Raw genomic sequence first — 20,400 nt, 5'->3', positions numbered from 1 at the left:
GGGCAGATGGTTGGACCCTAGGCTCCGCGTACTGCCAGCCGCAACATGGCACCGGCCGCTGTTGCAGTGGCCGCAACTGCTGGATAGGCTTTCGTCATGATCGACCGTGACCCGCGCCGACGCGCCCCGCAATCCGCTCCACCCAAGATCGAAGCCGTGGCGACGGCTTCGGCCATCATCGATTTCCTGGCCGAAGCGGAACAGCCGCAGGGCGTACAGCAGATCGCCGATGCGCTGGGCATGACCAAATCGCGGGTGTCGCGCCATATGGCGAACCTGGAGGCGCTGGGGCTGGTCTCGCGCCTGGCACAGGGGCGGGGGTTCAAGCTGGGCTGGCGCGTTGTCCGCTGGGGGCAGATCGGGGCCGGCCGGCAGAACCTGTCGGCCCTGTTGGACCCGGTGCTTCAGGCGCTCAACCGCGAAACGGGGCGGACGGTACTGTTGTGTGCGCCAGCCGGCGGCGACGCCATTGTCGCCAAATGCCTGCCGGCCACCACGGCCATCCGCATCGATGTCAGCGTCGGGCTGGTCCTGTCCCTGCCGCATTCGCCCACAGCCCGCATCGCCTATGCGTTCCAGCCGCGCGAATGGCGCCGTGAGATGCTGGCCCACCTGAAACAGCGGGAGCCGGATTTCCGAGTGGAGAATGAGGAGATTTTCACCCGCCAGATCGCGGACATCCATCGCCTCTATTATTGCTGGGACAGCAACAAGTACAATGTCGGCTATGGCGCCATCGCCGCCCCCGTCTTCGGCCAGGACGAAGCTCTGGTCGCCATCATCGCCCTGATCATGCCCAGCGAGGAACTGGCCGGCCCGACACCGCCGCCGGCCTTGATCGACGCGTTACTGCAACGCTGCCAGGAGGCCAGCTACCAGCTGGGGTCGAAAATGCGCTTTCCCCAAAACGCCCGTGCCAAACTTCCCCTTGCTGGACACGACCACGGCTGAATCGCCGCGCGGCGCGTCATCGGGGCCATCCGCCCCATGCCGGGTCCGTTGACGCGGATTGCCGCGTAACGACGGGGCACACGCGGGCGGTTGCTGATCCTGCTGGCACTGGCCCCCCAGATGGCGGGGCCGTGATCGTTCCGGCTGATATACCGCGGATGCAAGACGCGTGTAGCCGGCCGATGGTCATCGCTTCTGCCTCCCATGCATCGGCAAGGAGGCGCAATTTCTGGACAAGGCCGGTGACCGCCCGCCAAACTGCGCCCCTTTCCGTCGCGTACCGGCCTCGAAAAGGCCCGGCGGGTGGCCAAGGTGACCATTGTCCGGAGGATTAAGGATGGACCGCGCCTTTGATGTTGTGATCGTCGGTGGAGGCCATGGTGGGGCCCAAGCGGCTTCATTGCTGCGCCAGAACGGCTTCACGGGCAGCGTCGCCATCATCGGGGATGAACCTGAACCGCCTTATGAACGCCCGCCCCTGTCGAAGGAATATCTGTCGGGGGAACGGAGCTTTGCGCGCATCCTGTTGCGGCCGGAGGCCTTCTGGGCCGAGCGCGGCATCGATCTGTTGACCGGCCTGCGCGTAACGGCCGTCGATGCGGGCGCCCATACAGTAACCGCTAACGGGGAAGCCATCGGCTATGGGCATCTGATCTGGGCAACGGGTGGCAAACCGCGCCGACTGACCTGCGCGGGGCATGATCTGGCCGGCGTCATGACGGTACGGACCAAGGCTGATGCTGATGCGATAAAGGCGGCACTCGGGGATATCGGGGCCGCCGTTATCGTGGGTGGTGGCTATATCGGGCTTGAGGCCGCCGCCATGCTGTCCAAGGCCGGCAAGAAGGTGACGGTGCTGGAAGCCCTGCCCCGTGTGCTGGCGCGTGTCGCGGGTGAGCCCCTGTCCCGTTTCTATGAGGCCGAGCACCGGGCCCATGGTGTCGATATCCGCCTGAATGCCCAGTTGGATCATTTCGTCGGCGAAAACGGGCACGTCACGGGCGCCCGGATGGCCGATGGCGAGATCATCCCCTGCCAATTGGTGATCGTCGGGATCGGGATCGTGCCGGCGGTGGAGCCCTTGATGGCGGCGGGCGCGGTCGGAACCAACGGCGTCGATGTCGATGCCTTCTGCCGGACCTCGCTGCCCGACATCTATGCCATCGGCGACTGTGCCGCGCATGGCAACAGCCATCTGGACGGACAACGCATCCGGCTGGAATCGGTCCAGAACGCCAATGATCAGGCCGCCACCGCGGTCAAATCCATCCTGGGCACGCCCGTACCTTATGCCGCCACCCCCTGGTTCTGGTCGAACCAGTATGATCTGCGTCTGCAGACCATGGGTCTCTCCACCGGCCATGATGATCTGGTGGTCCGCGGCGACCCGGCCACGCGCAGCTTCTCCGTCGTCTATTTCCGCAACGGACAGGTGGCGGCGCTGGATTGCGTGAACATGACCCGCGACTATGTCCAGGGCCGCAAACTGGTGGAAGCCCGCGCCCGGATCGACCGCGCGCTGATCGCCAATGCGGACATCGCGCTGAAGGACCTTGCCAACGCCGGGTGAAGCGTGGCGACACATTGGCATCCTCGCTGACGCCGTCCGCACCCCATCGCGGACGATGACACTTAGCGTAGGCCATTTTCTGCCGTTGCCTCATGTCGCCATTTCCGCAAACCGGTCCGCCACCCAATCGGCGATATAGCCGCGGACCGGCTCCATATTGTCGGCGCTGACATGTTCCACCCGCCTTCGCGGTCGGTGAAGAATTTCAGTCCGGCATCAAACGCCCAGAGGCCGCCACAGCGACATGCCCCCGTGTGATTAGTTCGCTAAGCGAATGCACCCCCAGCTTGTCACGCGTGCGCTCACGGTGCTTGCGCACGGTAAGCGGGCTGATATCCAGAAGCCGCGCGATTTCCTTGCTGGTCCGGCCGGCGATGACATGGCGGATGATTTCGGCCTCGCGCGGGCGCAGCCGGGTCCAGTCCAGCGGGTCGGCTGCCGGGGCTTCCCCGGCAGGGGTGGCCGCCTCACGGGCAAAGGCAATAAGGCTGGCCGTGGATTGCAGCCCGGCCTTGCGCATGATGCTGGAACGATGTTTGCGGATGGTCAGTTCCGACACGCCCAGCCGGTCGGCAATCTGCATGCACGCCAAGCCCTGGCCGGTCAGGTCCAGGACCTGAAATTCGCGTGTGGTGAAGTTCGACATGGCGGCTGGCCTTTCATGGATTCCGGCCCCCGATGCGTCCCATCAGCGGCGGCCAAACCCTGCCAGCAATCGGAAGAATGTTTTCTTCTGATCTTCTTCCGTAAATCAAGTCACTGTTATGGCTTAATAAATTTCTCGCAGCCCTCGCTGTGGCGATGATGGCGGGGCGGCACAGATGCCCACCCCGCCGCCCTCGCCACAGGATCACCAGGATCAGTTATTGCTGCCGGTGTTCGTGACCTCAGGGACCAGCGATACGAAGCTGATCCCGAATATGGAGAGCAATTCACCCCAGAAGAACATGTTTTTTACTCCATATGATCATCATGCGTTTAAAATATTAGCTCAATAACACATGTTTTCAACCCATAAATTGCACCCCGCGTTGATCGGTTGGACGCATGGGGTCCGCCCCATTGTGCCGGGAAAAATCGGCGGGGTGGGCAATGATGCCCACCCCGGTTCAATCGCTATAGTTCCGGCCAGGATCAGGTGTTGCTGCCGGTATTCGTCACCTGCGGATCGGATCTGAACGTATCGGGATCGTACAGAACCCCGTCCAATAGAGCATCGGGACGCAGATCAACCGCCAGCTCGATTTTCCCAACCTTGGCATGGGCGGTATTGATCATCAGGTCGGTGATGAGGACATGACCATCCTGGCGGTCAAACTCGCCATTCAGGTCGGGATATTCCTCGGTCCCGGCCCGCTTGTTCCGGGTGATGGTCGGGTCCTTGAAAATGAATTGCCGGGCTGATTCCGCAGACAGACGGAATTCAATGCCTTGATGCCCGCTGGGCACACGCAGTTCCAGCTGCTTGCCGCACAGGCCATTGTAATACCACGTCAGCTTGCCGATCTTCTGCTGATCCGTCGTATTGCTGGGCGGCAGTTCCGTCAGCGCCACATCGATATGAACTTGAACGACCAATGGCTGGCCTGTCTTTTCCTGTGTCATGTTCCCTATTCCTTCCATGATGTGTTGAACTGGACATAGTCCGGATCGCGATAGCCCATCCGCTGCAGCGCGGCGATGGCCGTCGCGACCGGTTCCCGGTCCTCGATGCATCCATGGGCACGAACCCAGGGGTCGAGGACGCGGAAATCCACGCCGGCGGACGCGAAGGCACGCAGCGCATCGATCACCCCCCGGCAGGCAAGCATGGCGGCAGCGTCAGCCCCTTGTCGGTGGCTGATCTGCGACCGCAACAGCAATATGTTGGCAAGCAGTATCGCCTTGAGTTTGTCCGTGATTTGCGGCGCCTCATTTGTGCGGACAAGGCTTTCCGCCTTGGCAGCCTCGGCATCGGCAAGGTCAGCTCGGCCATCGCGCAGCAGTAAACCCGCCCGCAGCAGGGAGGCCTGGATTTGATTGCGGCGCATCAGATCATCGGTCGGGCTCACCGCGTATGCCTGATCGATGGCCCCGCCTATCCGTGCCAAGGTCGCCTTCGCTACGTCCAGCCGGCCCGAAGCAAGGGCGGTGCGGGCGCTGTAGAGCAGGATATCAAAGCGGATTCCCTGCCAGAGCTGGTTGGTCAGTTCCTGACGCAGAATGGCCTCCAGCCCCGCCGCGGCATCGTCCAGGACCGCCTGTGCCTCATCCGGGCGGCCCAGTGCTACAGACAGCGCCGCCCGCAGCCGATCGGCCAAGGCGATGCGATAGGTCCAGAGCGGGATATCCGGTTCCTGACGCCGCAGTTCCAGCAGCACCTGCCGCTGCTGGTCATACAGATGCCAGGCTTCGGTCAAGCGGCCACGCTGTGCCTCCGCATTGGCTTGCCAGGACAGGCTGTCCGCCAGTTCGGCGGCCAGGGACCGGTCATCGGGCCGCTGTGCAACAGCCCGACGTTTCAGCAGGACGGAGGCGTCGAAGTTCTGCGCCGCCTCATCCAGCTCGCCCCGGCGCAGTTGCAGGCTGCCGACACTGCTCAGCGCATATGACAGTTCGATCCAGCCATCGGGATCGTCGGGGTCCAGATCGGACAGTTGCCGGGCGAAATCCCGGTATTCGCCGAAATGCCGCCCGGCGGCGTCCAGGCGCCCCTGGTCCAGGGCGATCTGGCCGAACCAGAAGGCGATGGCGCCCAGGCTCTTGAACAGGGCGCGGTCATCGCCGCCCTCGGCCAGGCTGGCGCGCAACAGGGCGTCGGCCTGGGTCAGGGCGCGGGTGGCCGGCTCGGCATGGCCGCGCGCCCGTTCCACCTCCGCCAGGGTCAGCAGCGCCTTGGCCTGTTGGGCGCGCAGGGTGTGGGGAACCCGCCCGGCATCCTCCGCCGTCAGGTACCCCATCGCCTTCTGGGCCACCCCGTCCAGCAGGTCCAGGCGCCCCAGGGGCCGCAGCTTCTCCGCGAAATCACCCAGCATGTAATCCATCAGATCCTCGGCCTCGGCCAAGCGCAGGGCCGCCGCCTTCTCCGCCTCCCGCGCGCGCACCCCCAGGAAGATGGCGGCCAGGGCGATCAGGGCGAAACCGGCCAGGGCGCCAAGGCGAAACCGCTCCGTCCGCCGCGCCTGCCGGATCGATGCGCGGATCAGGGCCTGGATATCCGCGCCCAACGGCACCACGGCATGGTCCAGCAGCTCGCGGGCCTCCCCCAGCGGCCGGCCGGGGCGCAGCAGCCGGTCGGCGCGGCGCCCTTCCGCCAGCCATTGCTGGGCCTGCGCCTCCAGCCGCGCGCGGGCCGCCAGCGCATGCCGGTGCTCCTCAATCCAGGCGACGGCCCGTGGCCATTGCCGCAACAGCGCCTCGTGCGCCACGCCGAACACCGGTTCACGATCACTGATATCGCTGACGAACAGCCGTTCCTCCACCAGCGGCGGCACCCCGCTGGACCCGCGCGTCGGCAAGCAGATGGAAGTCGGGATCAAGGGCGCCTTCCTGGACGAGGCGCTGATGGCGTCGCTGGCCGCCTATAATACCCGCGACGTCAACCGCTCCTTCACCGACACGGCCCATCCCGGCTTCTTCCTGCAATTGGGTGAGGTGGAAGTGGAAGGCGTGGATGCTGAACTGACGGGCCGCCCCTATCCGGGGCTCGATCTTTCCATCGGCTATTCCTTCATCCAGACCCAATATCTGAAGAATTCCACGGCCAGTCTGGTCGGACAGGCTTTCGACACCTGGGAGCCCAAGCACAGCCTGAAATTCTTCGCCAAGTACCGGCCGACCGCGCCGGGCTGGGACCGGGCCTGGGGCGCCATCGGCGTGCAGGCGCAAAGCACGCTGCTGGGCGGCGGCGTGGCTGATGTGCGCGAGCAGGAGCCCTATGCGGTGTTCAGCCTGCATGGCGGCTACGCCCTGACCGCCAATACCGCGCTGTCCGTCTCGGTGAACAACCTGTTCGACAAGGTCTATTACGCCCGCGTCGGTGGTCCCAACACCTACAACACCTTCGGCGATCCCCGGAACGTCACCCTGTCGATGCGGACGAGGTTCTGATGCCGGTCCTGGCCATCGCCCGAAACCAATTGCTGCTGATGCGGCGCGACACCAGGCTGCGCTGGCTGTGTCTGGCGCTGCTGATGCTGGCGGTCGCCAGCCTGGTCACGGGTGCGGCCCGGCAGCAGGCGCAGACTGCCGAGCGGCAGGCCGCTGCCGTCGCGGATGAGCAGACCTGGGACGCGCTGGGCCCTGTCAACCCACACGGGGCCGCCCATACGGGCCGCGATCTCTATGCCCCGCTCTCCCCGCTTGCCGCCTTCGATCCGGGCCTGTCCAACTACCTGGGATCGTCGGTCCGGGCGGAGGCGCATGCCAGGAACCCCGCGCGGGACCGCCCGATGGAAGGCGGCGCTTCCATCACCCGCTTCGCCGGTTTCAGCCCCGCCTGGGCTTTGCAGGTGGTGGTCCCGCTGCTGATCATCCTCAGCGGCTTCACTATCTTTTCCGGGGAGCGGGCGCGCGAAAGGCTGCGGCAGGAGTTGGGGGCCGGGGCCAGCGGCCCTGCCCTGCTGTTCGGCCGCTTCATCGGCCTGGGCATGGCGACGATGGGGCTGCTTTCGATCTTCGTGGCCGCCGGGATCGTGGCCTTGCTGAGCATCGGCACGACGGCGGACGCCTTTCTGGCCCTGCTGGCCATGGGTGGAGGATATGCGCTCTATCTGCTGGTCCATGCCGGCCTGACCGTCAGCATCTCCGCCCTGCTGCCATCGGCACGGGCGGCCCTGGTCGTGCTGCTGGGCTTCTGGGCGTGTACGACCCTGCTGCTGCCGCGCATCGCGCCTGCGACGGCCGAACGCCTGTACCCCACGCCCAGTGCTCCGGCGTTTGAAAATGCCGTGACCGAAGAGGCCAAGAACGGCGTCAGCGGCCATGATCCCTATGATGCGCGCCTGAACGCCGTGAAGGTCGACCTGATGCAGCAGCATGGCGTCACCCGCATCGAGGATCTACCCTTCAATTTCGAGGGCGTGGCGCTGCAGTTTGGCGAGGGCAATACCAGCCAGACCTATAACCGCCACTATGATGCCCTGTTCGCGACATATCACCGGCAGGATCAAACGCAGCGTCTGTTCACGATCCTGTCCCCCACCCTGGCCATGATCCCCTGGTCGCGCGCCCTAGCCGGCACCGATGTCGCCGCCCACCGCCTGTTCCTGCACGACGCGGAGGAATACCGCTTCGCCCTGATCCAGGCGCTGAACGACGATATAAGGCGCAACAAGCCCAAGGATGGCGGCATCTATCGCACCGACGTGTCGGCCATCGCCGAAGGTGTGCGCTTCTCCCCCCGCCTAGCCACCACCGCCGACGCCTGGCGCGATCAGGCGCCCAGCCTGGCCATCCTCGCCGCCTGGCTGGCCGCCTGTCTGGCCTTCGCACGTTGGGCCGCCACACGATTGGAGCGCCAGGCATGAGCACCCTTGTCCCCATCATCGGGCATGAGTTGCGGCGGATGCGGCGTGACCGGGCCCTGCCCTGGCTGATGCTGCTGTTCATGGCGTTCGCCGCCTATGGCGCCTGGAGTGGTGCCGAATGGGCCGATGCCCGCACCGCGGCCGGGCAGGTCGTCGCCAATGAGGCCAATACGATCGTCGCCCTGAAACGCAAGCAACTGGCCGAGGCGAAGCCCGGCGCCAACATGTTCTTCGCCACACCGCAGGTGACCCCCTTCCGCCCCGTTCTGGTGCCTGGCGGCATGGCGCCGCTGTCCATCGGTCAGGCGGAGGCCTATCCCTATGCGGCCCGCACGCAACCCTTGTCGAATATCACCATGTTCGACGCTTTCCGGGCTGATGTGGACAATCCCACCGTGCGGGCGGCGGGGCGGTTCGATCTGGCCTTCGTCATCATCGCCATGTTGCCGCTGCTGCTGCTGGCCGGCAGCTTTGACCTGTGGTCACGGGAGCGGGAGCGCGGCGTGGCCGCCCTGGTCCTGTCGCAGCCGGTACCCATTACCAGCCTTTTGGCCGGCAAGGCCCTGGCCCGCGCCCTGGCGCTGTTGCCACCCACCATTATCGTGACCTTGGGAGCCCTGCTGCTGGTGGGGGCCGATGATCCGGGCGGGCTGATCGCCACGGCCCTGACCGTTGGTGCCTATGGCCTGTTCTGGATCCTTCTGGCCACATTGATCAATGTCTTCGCCAGACGCTCCACCGATGCCGCCTTGGCGGGCGGGGCGGTATGGCTGCTGATCGTCGTGCTGGGGCCGGCCCTGGCGCTGGCCACTGCCGACATCCTTGCGCCCGCGCCGTCCCAGTTGCAGTTCGCCAATGACTACCGGGCCGCAAGCCTGACCATCCGCCGCGACCAGCGGCTGGCGCGGGAAGCGCAGGGGCCGGAGGTGATCCGCACACCGGCCCCCAACATCCCCGACCGTATCCGCATCTTCATGGCCGAACGCGCGGTGGAGGATGCGAAACTGGCGCCCATGGTCACAGCCTATGGCGACGCGCTGGCCCGCCGCCACGCCATCCTGAACGGGTTACGCCTGTTTCTGCCGGCCGTGGCGGCACAGGATGCCCTGGACCGCATCGCTGGTTCCGATGCCGACCGCGCCCTGTCCTTCCAGCAGCAGGCCATGGAATTCAAGGAGGAGTTGGAGCGCTGGCTGGCCGACCGGCTGGACCGCGATCTGCTGATGACGTCGCAAGATTATGATCTTGTTCCGAAATTCCACTTTCAGGAGCCTGCGGCAGGCCCGTTCCAGGCAAAGATGCTGGCCGATCTTACAGCCCTTCTGGCCGCCTGCCTGCTGCTGGGTGCTGCCATCATTCTCGGCCGCCGCGCCGCCACCGACCTTTAGGACCCGATCCATGCTGACCGCAACCGGTCTTTCCAAACAGTATGGCGCCCATACCGCGCTGGACGACCTTCACCTGAACGTGCAGCCGGGGGAGATTTACTGTCTGCTGGGCGCCAATGGCGCCGGCAAATCGACCACCATCAAGCTGTTCCTGGGGCTGTTGCACCCGACGGCGGGTGCGGCCACCGTGGATGGCATCGACGTAGCCCGCGACCCGCGTGCCGCGCGCGGTCGCATGCTCTATATCCCGGAAATGGTCGCCCTCTATGACGAGTTGACGGGGATGGAAAACCTGGCCTATTTCGCCAGCCTCTGCCAGGTGCCCGATCGGTCGCCGGCCCGATTGCGGCAATGTCTGGCAGAAGCGGGGTTGCAGCAGGCGGCCTTTGATCAGCGGGTCGTGGGCTATTCCAAGGGCATGCGGCAGAAGGTGGGCATCGCGCTGGCGCTCGCCAAGGAAGCCAACGCCCTGCTGCTGGACGAGCCGACATCCGGCCTCGACCCCAAGGCATCGGCCGAATTCCATGACTTGCTGAACCGCCAGCGTGACCGCGGTGCCGCCATCCTGATGGCCACCCACGACCTGTTCCGCGCGCGGGAGGTCGGCACCTCCATCGGCCTGATGCGCGCGGGCCGGCTGCGCCGCACGCTGGCCGCATCCTCGGTGACCACCCAGGATTTGGAAGCACTTTATCTAGAGGAAATGGCGGTGGAGGATGCCTGATTCCCGGCCCCGGCGGCGGAAGTCGGAGCTTGCAGTTATCCATCAATAAGTAACGTTATAACATTACTTATTGATGGATAACCTCCAACTCAAGATGCGCCCCATGCCCGATGCCCGCCTACCCGTCACCGTCCTGTCCGGCTTCCTGGGTGCCGGCAAGACCACCTTGTTGAACCATGTCCTGAACAATCGCGAGGGCCGGCGCGTCGCCGTCATCGTGAATGACATGAGCGAGGTAAATATCGATGCCGACCTGATCCGCGCCGGCGGCAGCGACCTGTCGCGCACGGATGAGAAGCTGGTCGAGATGAGCAATGGCTGCATCTGCTGCACCCTGCGCGACGACCTGTTGCAGGAGGTGCGGCGGCTGGCAGCGGCCGGGCGGTTCGATTACCTGCTGATCGAAAGTACCGGCATCGCCGAACCCCTGCCCATCGCCGCCACTTTCGACTTCCGCGACGAGGAAGGGCAAAGCCTGTCGGATGTGGCGCGGCTGGACACGATGGTGACGGTGGTGGATGCCGTGAACCTGCTGCGCGACTATGCCTCCACCGATTTCCTGCGCGACCGGGGGGAATCCTGGGGCGATGATGACAATCGCACCCTGGTCGATCTGCTGGTCGATCAGATCGAGTTCGCCGATGTCAACTTGCTGAACAAGCTCGATACCGCCACCCCGGAACAGGCGGATACGGCGCGCAAGATCATCCGGTCGCTGAACCAAGATGCCGACCTGATCGAAACGGCGCAAAGCCGCGTGCCTCTGGACAGGGTGCTGGAAACCGGCCGCTTTGATTATGAGAAGGCGCAGGAACACCCGCTCTGGTTCAAGGAACTGCACGGGTTCAAGGACCACAAGCCGGAAACGGAGGAATATGGCGTCTTCTCCTTCGTCTATCGCGCCCGCCGGCCCTTCCATCCCGAGAAGCTGTATCAGTTCTTTCAGGAGGAATGGCCCGGTGTCATCCGCGCCAAAGGGCATTTCTGGTTGGCCACCCGTCCCGATTGGGTGGGCGAGGTCAGCCAGGCAGGTGCCCTGGTCCGACATGAGGCCATGGGTTTCTGGTGGGCGGCCGTGCCCAAGAACCGCTGGCCCGAGAGTGATGAATACCGGCAGGCGATCCGCCAGAACTGGCACCCGGTCTATGGCGACCGGCGCCAGGAACTGGTGTTCATCGGCACCGGCATGGACGAGGCGGCGATCCGTCGTCGTCTGGACAGCGCATTGGTCGGCGACATGAACGCCCGAGAGATGCAGGTCAATGCCTGGAAGCGTCTGCCCGACCCCTTCCCCCGCTGGAAACGGCAAGGGGAGGCGTGAGGTGGCGGTCGCCTTGATCAACCCGATGGTCAGCGGTGCGGATGAAACCGTTCTGTCTACCATCCTGCAGCCGGATGTCAGCCTTGCCATCTGGGAGCGACCGGCCACGCGCACCCTGCTGGACGGGATGGCGGGGCTTTGTCCCGCCCATCTGCCACAGGGACGGGTACTGGTCTGGTTGCCGGATGTGTCGGCTGCACTGACCAGTATCGTGGCTGAAACGCCGATTGGCGCCACGGTGCTGGGCCGGGCTCTGCTGGACGATATGCTGATGCCGGTCAGGCACTTTGCCGCCATCGCCGGCACCGATATCGTCGATATCCGGCTGGACCGGCTACGGCATGATGCCTGCTGGAAGTTCCACCGCGATCAGGTGCGTCTGCGCCTGTTGACGACCTATCGCGGGCCAGCCACGCAGATCGTGCCGCAGGCGTATGCACAGGAGGCACTGCGCGACCAGCGCGCCTATCGCGGCCCGCTGCTGGATCTGCCCGACGGGGCGGTCGCCCTGTTCAAGGGCAGCCAGGCGGGCCCCGACACGGGCGTGGTCCATCGCTCCCCGCCTATCGCAGGCATGGGAATCGTCCGGTCCCTGCTCTGCCTGAACCTGCCCTCTGACACGTCGCCCCGGCTCTGGGAACCGTGACCGGGTGTCAGTGGCACCAAAGCGTGCCGTCCACGCCGGGATGGCAGCATTGGAGCGAATTGGCCATGACGGCGGCGCGGGCCCGGTAAAGGTCCAAGGCCCGTTGGCGCATATTCCTGGTATCGGCCTCCGCACTGCCACCCGGTACGGGCGCCTCGGGCGCCGCCTGCTGTTTCAGCTTGGCCTCAGCTTCCTTCTGGCCGGCCAAAGCCTTTTCATACTCGGCGGTGCCGCAATCCTGGTTCTGGTACAGCTTCCCGCAGCTTTCCTGCGCCAGGGCCGGACCGGTCAGCAGCAACAGGAAGGCGGCAATCATCAGCGCCTTATGATTTCGGCACGACACGGGCGTTCTCCAGATGGAAATAGATACCATTCACGTCCTCCGCCGACAGGCGCAAGGTGCCCTCCAACTTCACCTGATCCAGTGTCGCCGTCACTGGCTCGGCAGCACTGACCTGGATCAGGTCGGCCGGCCCCGGCGGCGGACAGAAGGGACAGGTGGGCGCCAGGGAGGAGAGCAGGAAGGACCGGCTGGTCTCCCCCGTATCGAGCGGCAGGAAGAAACCGGCCACGGTGAAGGTCTGGCCGTCCATCGCCTCCACCCCCGGTCCGAAGACCGCGACAGGACGGTCCACATCCTGGACCCGCCTTTGCGTTTCCTTGGTATCAGCCAGTTTGTCCCAGCCCAAGGTGGCGCGCGGTACGGCGCGCGGGTCATGCGGCACCGCCTGGGCGGCCAGAGCCGGATCCTGAACCTGCTTGAAAGCCAAGGCCGGCACGGCGCTTGCCATGGCGGCAAGGAGCAGGGCGATCTTCACGGTCTTCATGCACTATCCCTTCGCCAGAAGCCGGCTGACATCCGTCCGATAGGCCCGGATCGCGGGCAAGGCGGCGGCCAGCAAGGCCACGAGCAGGGAAAGTAACAACAACCACCCCTCCCCCGCCACAAATTGCCCCGCCGACAGTCCCAGATCGCGGGCACGGGCGGAAAGGGCGGACAGGGCCGCGACGCCGGCATGGGCCAGGGCAATACCCAGCACAGCGCCACCCAGCGCCACCACCATCGCTTCCGTCAGAATCTGTCCCATGATTCGACCACGGCCAGCACCCAGCGCCCGCATCACCGCCAGATCATATTGGCGCTCCTGCAAGGCGTTGGCCAACGCTACGAAGGTGGACAGGCCTGCCGCCAACACCAGCACCAGACCCAGCAGCCGCATGGCATCCAGCCCGACCCCCATCAGCGCGCGCAAGCGCAGCATCTCTGCCGCCGGGCTGGCCGCCTGCATGCTGGTCTGGCTGTTGATCTCGCGCGGCAGACGGGCGGCGGCCAGCGGGGTGGCATAGCGGACCAGGATCGCCGTCACTTCCCGGTCATGATCGACAGCATCGTCAGCGGCGTCATGGTCGTGATCATGGTCGTGCCCCTCCTCGGCCCCATGATCATGGTCTTTGCCATGGACATGGTCGTCAGCAGTCTCCTCCGCCTTGTCTTCATGATGGTGGTGATGGTCATGCACAGCCCAGACACTGGCCACGGGCGTCAGGACCAGACGGTCCAGCACCGTGCCGGTACGCGCCAGGATTCCGACCACGCGGTAAGGCGTATCGGCATGGGCTTCTCCACCCACGGTCAGCCCATGGCTGCCGACCAGGGGGCTGTCCAAGCCAAGACCGGACGCGGCCGCGACCTCCGCCCCCAACACGGCCTCCATCGGCCCTTCAAACATCCGGCCTGCAGCCGGCCGTCCGCCATAATGGTCGATATAGGCCGGTTCGGTGCCCAGGATGCGGTAGCTGCCGAAACTGTCCCCCATGGCGACGGGCACGGCCTCCCTGACCAGGGGATTGCGCCGCAAATCCTCCACGGCGGCCAGCGGCACATTGCCCGTGGGCACATCCACCTGCAGCACGGCCGACAAGACCAGTTGCAACGGGCTGCCCTTGGCCCCCACCACCATATCGATGCCGGCGACGTCACGCGACAGCCGGTTCTCCAACCCGCGTTCCAGCAGCAATAGGAACGCGATCAAGGCGACGCCCAGCGCCAGCAGCAGCAGGTTCAATCCCGTGGTCAGGGGCCGGCGGCGCAGATAGGCAAGGCTCAGTCCCAGCATGTTCATACCGCCCGCTCCATCGGCTTGGCCAATTCCAGCAACACCGGCAATCGGGGCATCAGCCGCCGATCATGGGTGGCCACCAACAAGGTGGCCTCGCTCAATTCCGCCTGTTCCAGCAGCAGATCGATCACGGCATCGCAATTGGCATCGTCCAGGGCACTGGTCGGCTCGTCCGCCAGCAGCAGCGCCGGGCGGTTGACCAGCGCCCGGGCCACGGCCACGCGCTGCCGTTCCCCCTGTGACAGGTTGGACGGAAGGTCCCGCGCGCGCTCGGCCAACCCGACACGCGCCAGCAGGTCCATAAGCCCTTTCTCGTCCGGTGCACTCCCGGCCAGCCGCCGGGCCAGGCGCAGATTGTCGGCAACACTGACCGCGGCGATCAGGTGCAGCTGCTGAAAGACGATCCCCACATGATCGGCGCGCAACCGGTCACGCCCCGCATCGCCAATGGCGCGCAGATCATGGCCCAGCAGCGACAGGCTTCCCTGGTCCGGCATCATCAAGCCCGCCAGCATATGCAGCAAGGTCGTCTTGCCACTGCCGCTGGGTCCCAATAACAGGCCGTGCCGGCCCGGCGGCAGGCTCAGATGCTCCACACGCAAAATGGGATGGCCACCGGCACGGTGGACCACATTATCCAGGTCAATCAGATTGGCAGCGAGCATCGCGTTCACGCATCAAAGCAAGGTTACAAATACGATATAACATTACAGATGCATATTTTGCATCTGTCGAACGATGAATTCGCCGTCATGTGAACCGGCGCTGCCTGCCCGAACGGTCAGGTCCCTACCGGGCCCGATAGGGATCGGTCCTTGGCAGGCCGGCGCGTCGCCGCAAGGCGCGGCTGGTGATAAAGTCGCGCAACGCACGGGGAATGGCGTCCCGGCGTGTCCAGCGGATGGTCAATTGTGCCTGGCGGCATTCCCAGGCCAGCTCCCGGCCATTCTCGTACCGGTGCTGTTCATATTCGGTCATCGCATCCAGAGCGGCATAGTCGAACGGCTTGCCCGACATGGCTTCGACAAATCCGGTATGGAAGGCGTGATGACGAACAGCCTGACGGGCGGACCGCCAGGAACATGCGCCGTGGATCGTATCGTTTAGGGGCATCAGTCAATCACGATCATAATGTGATGTTATAACATTTATGATCAAACAGGCGCGTGATCAAGAGGGATCAATCCGCTCAGCCGCGTCGGAGAAGGCACTGGGGCCCACTCATCCCCAGTAAAATTCCAAGTAGTGTCCACACACAAAAGCCGCTGATTCATATTGAGAATCAGCGGCTTAATTTTGGATGGGTTCTGCGGACTTGCATGGTATCACGTTGAATATGCGGCACTTCGTCAACAGGCCAACAAGACCCAACCTGACCGACTAAAACCGGACCTTCGCCCCCGCAGTGAAGTGCCGACCCCCAGGGTCATCGCCAAGCGCGAAGCCATCACGCAAAGTGGAAATCAACACCTGTTCAGCCAGCGGGCCGGCCACCACCATCAGCACCACCCGGCGCGGGTCGGTCAGATGCCGCCGCACCGCCTGGAACGACAACCCGCCGCCAGCCGCGATTATCGATCCGGCCGGGGCACGATCAGGAACAGTCCTCGTCCGCGTCGTCGGGACAATAAATCTCATACAGCGTGCGGATGACACGCGCCGCCTCTTCGCTGGAAAGCGTGTAATAGATGGTCTGGCCGTCGCGTCGGGCGCGGACAAGGCCGTCCTTGCGCAGCAGGGTCAATTGCTGTGAGACGGCCGTGTCGCGCATGGCGATGCGCTGCGCCAGGTCGCCCACGGACCGTTCGCCCTGGATCAACTGGCACAGGATCATCAGGCGCGAGCGATTGCCCAGCGCCTTTAACAGATCGACCGCACGGTCGGCATTGGCTTGCATGTCCTGCATGTTCATTCCCCTGGGATAAAAGGGAAAATCACCCTCGTCAATGGGCACCCCGTCACGCCACCGCCTCCCCGTCGCGCAGCACGATATAAAGGGCCGGGATGACCAGCACCGTCAGCAGGGTGGACGATGCCAGACCAAACAGCAGCGACACGGCCAGCCCCTGGAAGATCGGATCGACCAGGATAGTGGCCGCCCCGATCATCGCCGACAGGGCCGTCAGGGCAATGGGCTTGAACCGTACGGCGCCGGCCTGCAGCAGCACCTCGCGCAGGGTCAAGCCCTGGCCCACCCCGTGCCGGATGAAATCCACCAGCAGGATGGAATTGCGCACGATGATGCCGGCCAGCGCGATGAAGCCGATCATCGACGTGGCGGTGAAGGCGGCATTCAGCAGCCAATGGCCCAGCATGATGCCCAGCAACGTCAGCGGAATGGGCGTCAGGATGACCAGCGGCAGCCGGAAACTGCGGAACTGCGCCACGACCAGCACATAGATGCCCAGGATAGCCACGCCAAACGCCGCCCCCATGTCGCGGAAGGTGACATAGGTGACCTCCCATTCCCCATCCCACAGCAAGGTGGGCACGCTTTCATCCGCCGGCTGTCCGGCCAGACGGATGGTGGGCTCGGGCAGGCTGCCCCAGTCATGAGCGTCGATGGCATCGGACACGGCCCCCATGCCATAGATCGGCGCCTCGAACCGGCCGGCCAGTTCGGCCGTCACCATGTCGGTGAAATAGCCGTCGCGGCGGAACAGCACGGGCGATCCCTCTTCCCGCGTCACCCGCACCAGTTCACCCAGTTCCACAACCTTGTTGGAACCGGGGATGGCATTGGCGGGCACCGGCGTACTGGCCAGCCGTTCGGTCCAGGCCCGGTCCTGCTTCGGCAAGGCCAGGACGATATCCACCGGATAGCGTTCGGCCCCACGGTGGGAATAGCCGATCGGGCTGGCACCCAGGATTGTGCGGATGGCGTCATGAACAGCCGCCTGCTCCACGCCGAAATATTCCAGCCGGTCCTGGTCAATCGACAGGCGCAGGCGTGGCTGGGCCATGCCGAAACTGTCGTCGATATCGGTGATGAAGGGGATGGCGGCGAAAATCTTCCGCAACTCCGTTGCTACCGCACGCCGGGTAACGGCGTCGGGGCCATAGATCTCCGCCAGCAATGTCGCCAGCACGGGTGGGCCGGGCGGCACCTCCACGACCTTCAGGCTGGTGCCCGACGGCAGCGTCAATCCGGCCAGCAGCCGGGCCCGCAGCTCCAGGGCGATGGCATGGCTGGCGCGGGCGCGCTCACCTTTGGGCGCCAGGTTGATCTGCACCTCGCCCAGGTCAGGGCTGGCACGCAGAAAGCTGTGACGGACCAGTCCGTTGAAATTGAAGGGTGCAGCCGTGCCGGCATAGATCTGCGCCGACCGCACTTCCGGCAAGGTGGCCGCAATGTCGGTGGCGGCGAACAGCAGGCGCTGGGTATCCTCCAGGCTGGCCCCGCGCGGCAGGTTCAACTGAATGGCGAGTTCCGACTTGTTGTCGAACGGCAACAGCTTCACCGTCACGCCTTTGGTGGCGAACAGGCCCAAGGCCGCAAGGGTGGCGATGCTAACGATCGTCAGAAACCAGCCGGCCCGGCGCCGGGAAGACAGGATCGGGGCCGCCACGCGGCGGTAAAGCCGGCCCAGTCGTCCGCCATCATGGGCGGCAGGGTGCCCGTCTTGCGCATTCACCGCCCCCGCCGGTGTCAGCTTCAACATCAGCCACGGCGCCAGCACCATGGCAGCGAAGAAGCTGAACAACATGGCGGCCGAGGCATTGACCGGGATGGGCGCCATATAGGGCCCCATCATGCCCGACACGAACAGCATCGGCAGCAAGGCGGCGATGACGGTCAGGGTGGCAACCACGGTGGGGTTGCCCACCTCCGCCACCGCTTCCACAGCGGCGTCCAAGCGGGTCCGACCGTCGGCCATGGCCCAGTGGCGGGCAATATTCTCCACGACCACGATGGCGTCGTCGACCAGGATGCCAATGGAGAATATCAGGGCGAACAGGCTGACGCGATTGACCGTGTAGCCCATGATATAGGCGGCGAACAGCGTCATCAGGATGGTGACGGGGATGACGATCAGCGTCACCAGTGCCTCGCGCCGGCCAATCGCCACCCAGATCAGCGCAACGATGGACAGGGTCGCCAGACCCAGATGGAACAGCAGCTCATCGGCCTTTTCCGACGCCGTCTGTCCGTAATCGCGCGTCACCTCCACCATCACCCCGTGGGGGATCAGGCTGCCGCGCAAGGTCTCCACCCGTTCCAGAATCGCGTCGGCGACCGTGACGGCATTGGCGCCGGCGCGCTTGGCCAGCGCCACGGTCACGGCCGGCATGCGGGTCCAGCCATCCTTGCCGTTGCGCACCTGCGTCCAGGCCGCCTGGTCCAGGGGCGCGCTGTCCAGCCGGACAGTCGCGACATCGCGGACATAGACGGGGCGCCCATCACGGCTGGTGATCAGCAACAGGCCGATATCGGGCACACCGCCCAGCGTCTGGCCGGCAGCCACGGTGACACTGCGCCCGCCATCGGTCAGCCTTCCGGCCAGGAAGGACCGGTTGGCGCCTTGCAGCTTGGCCTGCAATTGTTCCAGAGTGATGCCGAACAAGGCCAGCTTCTCCGGGTCCGGCTCCACCCGCACCTGGTCGCCGACCCGGCCCGACAGATACGTAGCACCGATATCCGGCACCTTGATCAGCTCGGTCCGCAGCTTTTCCGCAAGCGTACCGACATCGCGGTCGGTCCAGCGGTCGGCCCGGCCGGGTGCCGCCGACAGGGTCAAGGTGACGATGGCCACGTCATTGATGCCGCGACCGATGATGGCAGGTTCCGGGATGCCGGTGGGGATTTCACCCAGATGGGCGCGAACCTTGGCATGGACGCGCAGGATGGCGTCATCCTCGCTGGTGCCGACCTTGAACCGCGCCGTCACCATGACGCGGTCATCCTCTGTCTGGCTATAGACATGATCGACGCCACTGACACCCTTGACGATGGCTTCCAGCGGCTTGGTCACCAGTTCGGCCGCGTCGGGAGCCTTCAGCCCGTCGGCATCGACCAGGATATCGACCATGGGCACGCTGATCTGCGGCTCCTCCTCGCGCGCGATCAGGGCCAGGGCCAGCAGCCCGGCGATCAGCGAGGCCAGCAGGAACAGGGGCGTCAGGGGGGAACGGATGCTGGCCTGCGTCAGCCGGCCGGAAAGTCCCAGTTTCATGGCCGCACCAGAATGTCGCCATTGCCCAGGCCTGACAGGATTTCCACACCGTCGGGCAGATCGGGGCGGGGCCGCTTCTGCCCACGCTGCACCGGCACGGCCACGCTGACCTCACCCTGGCGCAGATAGGCGAAATCCATGCCGAAGCGTGTGGTCAGGTACGAAGCCGGCACGATGATCACGGGCCGCCGGCCGGTCGGCACCCATACCCGTACCCGCTGACCCACGAAATAATCGCCCAGGCCCGTGACGCGGGCATCGGCCTGCACGCGGCCGTCGCGGATGCGCGGATAGACCAGGGTGACGGCACCCTGCCCATCCCCCGCATCTGGGGCCAGATCATCGCCATCCAGGCGGACCGGGTCACCGGCCTTCAGGCTGGCGGCATGGCGTTCCGGCACCGACAGGCGCAGCACATAGTCGCGCTCGGCGATCATCGCCACCGTTTCGCCCGGCATGACCACGGTGCCCGGCGTTACCGGCACGCTTAGCACCCGGCCGGCGGTGGGGGCGAGCACCTGCCCCTCGTTCATCTGCTGGCCCAGCACGGCGCGATCAGCCATACGGGATTTCAGGTTGTTGGCGGCGACATTGGCGGCGGTGCGCAGTTCGTCCAGCCGCTGCCGGGTGACAAAGCCGTTCTTCGACAAGGCCTCACCACGCTGCAGATCACCCTGCGCCTGGTCCATCTGCGCGCGCGCCGCCGCGATCTGCGCGTCCAGCGCACCTTGCTGGAAGGCCAGCTTCTGATCGCCGATGCTGGCGATCACCTGGCCCGCCGTCACCGCGTCGCCTTCGCGCACCGAAATGCCGGTGACGGTGCCGCCCGTGCGCACGCGGGCGGCCACTTCATTCACCGTCTCCACCGTGGCGAAGACCGATTTCTCATCCGGCAGCAAGGTCAGGACGACCGGGAAGTCCCCCTCCGCCGCCCCAACCGGGGACGACAGCAGCAACAGGGTCAGGACCGGCAGCAGCAGGGCGCGCATGGGAACACTC

At 65.2% G+C, this 20,400-nt stretch carries 20 protein-coding genes; 8 read left to right on the top strand and 12 right to left on the bottom strand.

Annotation, left to right across the window (positions count from 1 at the left end):
* The first annotated feature begins 96 nt into the window (after positions 1-96).
* Both AC1Q7F_RS20210 and AC1Q7F_RS20205 read left to right on the top strand, forming a co-directional pair.
* On the top strand, positions 97-951 hold the full coding sequence (locus AC1Q7F_RS20210; RefSeq protein WP_492510200.1) for an IclR family transcriptional regulator: 855 nt from the start codon (positions 97-99) through the stop codon (positions 949-951).
* Positions 952-1,288: 337 nt separating this feature from the next.
* Positions 1,289-2,521 carry an NAD(P)/FAD-dependent oxidoreductase gene (locus AC1Q7F_RS20205; protein ID WP_492510198.1) on the top strand — a complete coding sequence of 411 codons (1,233 nt, stop codon included), beginning with the start codon at positions 1,289-1,291 and terminating at the stop codon, positions 2,519-2,521.
* Positions 2,522-2,726: 205 nt separating this feature from the next.
* On the opposite strand, the gene AC1Q7F_RS20200 is transcribed toward AC1Q7F_RS20205, so the two are convergent.
* The 3 genes from AC1Q7F_RS20200 to AC1Q7F_RS20190 form a co-directional block, all read right to left on the bottom strand.
* Positions 2,727-3,167 carry a response regulator transcription factor gene (locus AC1Q7F_RS20200; RefSeq protein WP_492510196.1) on the bottom strand — a complete coding sequence of 147 codons (441 nt, stop codon included), beginning with the start codon at positions 3,165-3,167 and terminating at the stop codon, positions 2,727-2,729.
* Positions 3,168-3,655: 488 nt separating this feature from the next.
* A complete protein-coding gene (locus AC1Q7F_RS20195) occupies positions 3,656-4,126 on the bottom strand; it encodes a hypothetical protein (protein ID WP_492510194.1) in 471 nt (156 codons plus the stop codon).
* Between the two features lie 5 nt (positions 4,127-4,131).
* On the bottom strand, positions 4,132-6,039 hold the full coding sequence (locus AC1Q7F_RS20190; RefSeq protein ID WP_492510192.1) for an nSTAND1 domain-containing NTPase: 1,908 nt from the start codon (positions 6,037-6,039) through the stop codon (positions 4,132-4,134).
* Here AC1Q7F_RS20190 and AC1Q7F_RS20185 point away from each other — a divergent pair.
* From AC1Q7F_RS20185 to AC1Q7F_RS20160, 6 genes are all read left to right on the top strand, one after another.
* The gene (locus tag AC1Q7F_RS20185) at positions 6,023-6,610 is read left to right on the top strand and encodes a TonB-dependent receptor domain-containing protein (protein WP_492510190.1); all 588 of its coding nucleotides are present in this window, start codon (positions 6,023-6,025) and stop codon (positions 6,608-6,610) included. The two genes, AC1Q7F_RS20190 and AC1Q7F_RS20185, sit on opposite strands and share 17 nt — an antisense overlap.
* A complete protein-coding gene (locus AC1Q7F_RS20180) occupies positions 6,610-8,028 on the top strand; it encodes a DUF3526 domain-containing protein (protein ID WP_492510188.1) in 1,419 nt (472 codons plus the stop codon). Before AC1Q7F_RS20185 ends, AC1Q7F_RS20180 begins: the two co-directional genes overlap by 1 nt.
* Positions 8,025-9,416, top strand: coding sequence for an ABC transporter permease subunit (locus tag AC1Q7F_RS20175; protein WP_492510186.1), 1,392 nt, complete (start codon positions 8,025-8,027; stop codon positions 9,414-9,416). Before AC1Q7F_RS20180 ends, AC1Q7F_RS20175 begins: the two co-directional genes overlap by 4 nt.
* Before the next feature lie 10 nt (positions 9,417-9,426).
* Positions 9,427-10,140 (top strand): ABC transporter ATP-binding protein, encoded by a 714-nt coding sequence (locus tag AC1Q7F_RS20170; protein ID WP_492510184.1) that lies wholly within the window; start codon positions 9,427-9,429, stop codon positions 10,138-10,140.
* 103 nt (positions 10,141-10,243) lie between these two features.
* Positions 10,244-11,461 carry a zinc metallochaperone GTPase ZigA gene (gene zigA, locus AC1Q7F_RS20165; protein WP_492510182.1) on the top strand — a complete coding sequence of 406 codons (1,218 nt, stop codon included), beginning with the start codon at positions 10,244-10,246 and terminating at the stop codon, positions 11,459-11,461.
* Position 11,462: 1 nt separating this feature from the next.
* Positions 11,463-12,107 carry a DUF1826 domain-containing protein gene (locus AC1Q7F_RS20160; RefSeq protein ID WP_492510180.1) on the top strand — a complete coding sequence of 215 codons (645 nt, stop codon included), beginning with the start codon at positions 11,463-11,465 and terminating at the stop codon, positions 12,105-12,107.
* A 7-nt stretch (positions 12,108-12,114) separates the two neighbouring features.
* Here the strand turns inward: AC1Q7F_RS20160 and AC1Q7F_RS20155 are convergent, their stop codons facing one another.
* From AC1Q7F_RS20155 to AC1Q7F_RS20115, 9 genes are all read right to left on the bottom strand, one after another.
* Entirely contained in the window at positions 12,115-12,450 is a 336-nt protein-coding gene (locus tag AC1Q7F_RS20155) for a hypothetical protein (RefSeq protein WP_492510178.1), read from the bottom strand.
* Positions 12,431-12,934, bottom strand: a complete 504-nt coding sequence (locus tag AC1Q7F_RS20150) for a DUF3299 domain-containing protein (RefSeq protein WP_492510176.1) — start codon at positions 12,932-12,934, stop codon at positions 12,431-12,433. The genes AC1Q7F_RS20155 and AC1Q7F_RS20150 overlap by 20 nt, the downstream gene beginning before the upstream one ends.
* Before the next feature lie 3 nt (positions 12,935-12,937).
* Positions 12,938-14,230, bottom strand: coding sequence for an FtsX-like permease family protein (locus AC1Q7F_RS20145; RefSeq protein ID WP_492510174.1), 1,293 nt, complete (start codon positions 14,228-14,230; stop codon positions 12,938-12,940).
* A complete protein-coding gene (locus tag AC1Q7F_RS20140) occupies positions 14,227-14,892 on the bottom strand; it encodes an ABC transporter ATP-binding protein (RefSeq protein WP_492510172.1) in 666 nt (221 codons plus the stop codon). The genes AC1Q7F_RS20145 and AC1Q7F_RS20140 overlap by 4 nt, the downstream gene beginning before the upstream one ends.
* 124 nt (positions 14,893-15,016) lie before the next feature.
* Complete coding sequence (locus AC1Q7F_RS20135; protein WP_492510170.1) at positions 15,017-15,244, bottom strand: hypothetical protein; 228 nt, start codon at positions 15,242-15,244, stop codon at positions 15,017-15,019.
* Positions 15,245-15,607: 363 nt separating this feature from the next.
* A complete protein-coding gene (locus AC1Q7F_RS20130; protein ID WP_492510168.1) occupies positions 15,608-15,781 on the bottom strand; it encodes a hypothetical protein in 174 nt (57 codons plus the stop codon).
* Between the two features lie 40 nt (positions 15,782-15,821).
* Positions 15,822-16,133 (bottom strand): ArsR/SmtB family transcription factor, encoded by a 312-nt coding sequence (locus AC1Q7F_RS20125; RefSeq protein WP_492510166.1) that lies wholly within the window; start codon positions 16,131-16,133, stop codon positions 15,822-15,824.
* Between the two features lie 52 nt (positions 16,134-16,185).
* Complete coding sequence (locus tag AC1Q7F_RS20120; protein ID WP_492510164.1) at positions 16,186-19,401, bottom strand: efflux RND transporter permease subunit; 3,216 nt, start codon at positions 19,399-19,401, stop codon at positions 16,186-16,188.
* Positions 19,398-20,390 carry an efflux RND transporter periplasmic adaptor subunit gene (locus AC1Q7F_RS20115; RefSeq protein ID WP_492510162.1) on the bottom strand — a complete coding sequence of 331 codons (993 nt, stop codon included), beginning with the start codon at positions 20,388-20,390 and terminating at the stop codon, positions 19,398-19,400. The genes AC1Q7F_RS20120 and AC1Q7F_RS20115 overlap by 4 nt, the downstream gene beginning before the upstream one ends.
* Between the last annotated feature and the right edge of the window lie 10 nt (positions 20,391-20,400).

This window comes from Niveispirillum sp. GW835-FHT14G11 (assembly GCF_058793615.1).
Note: the sequence above shows the minus strand (reverse complement) of the source record. Positions and strands in the feature narration are given on the sequence as shown.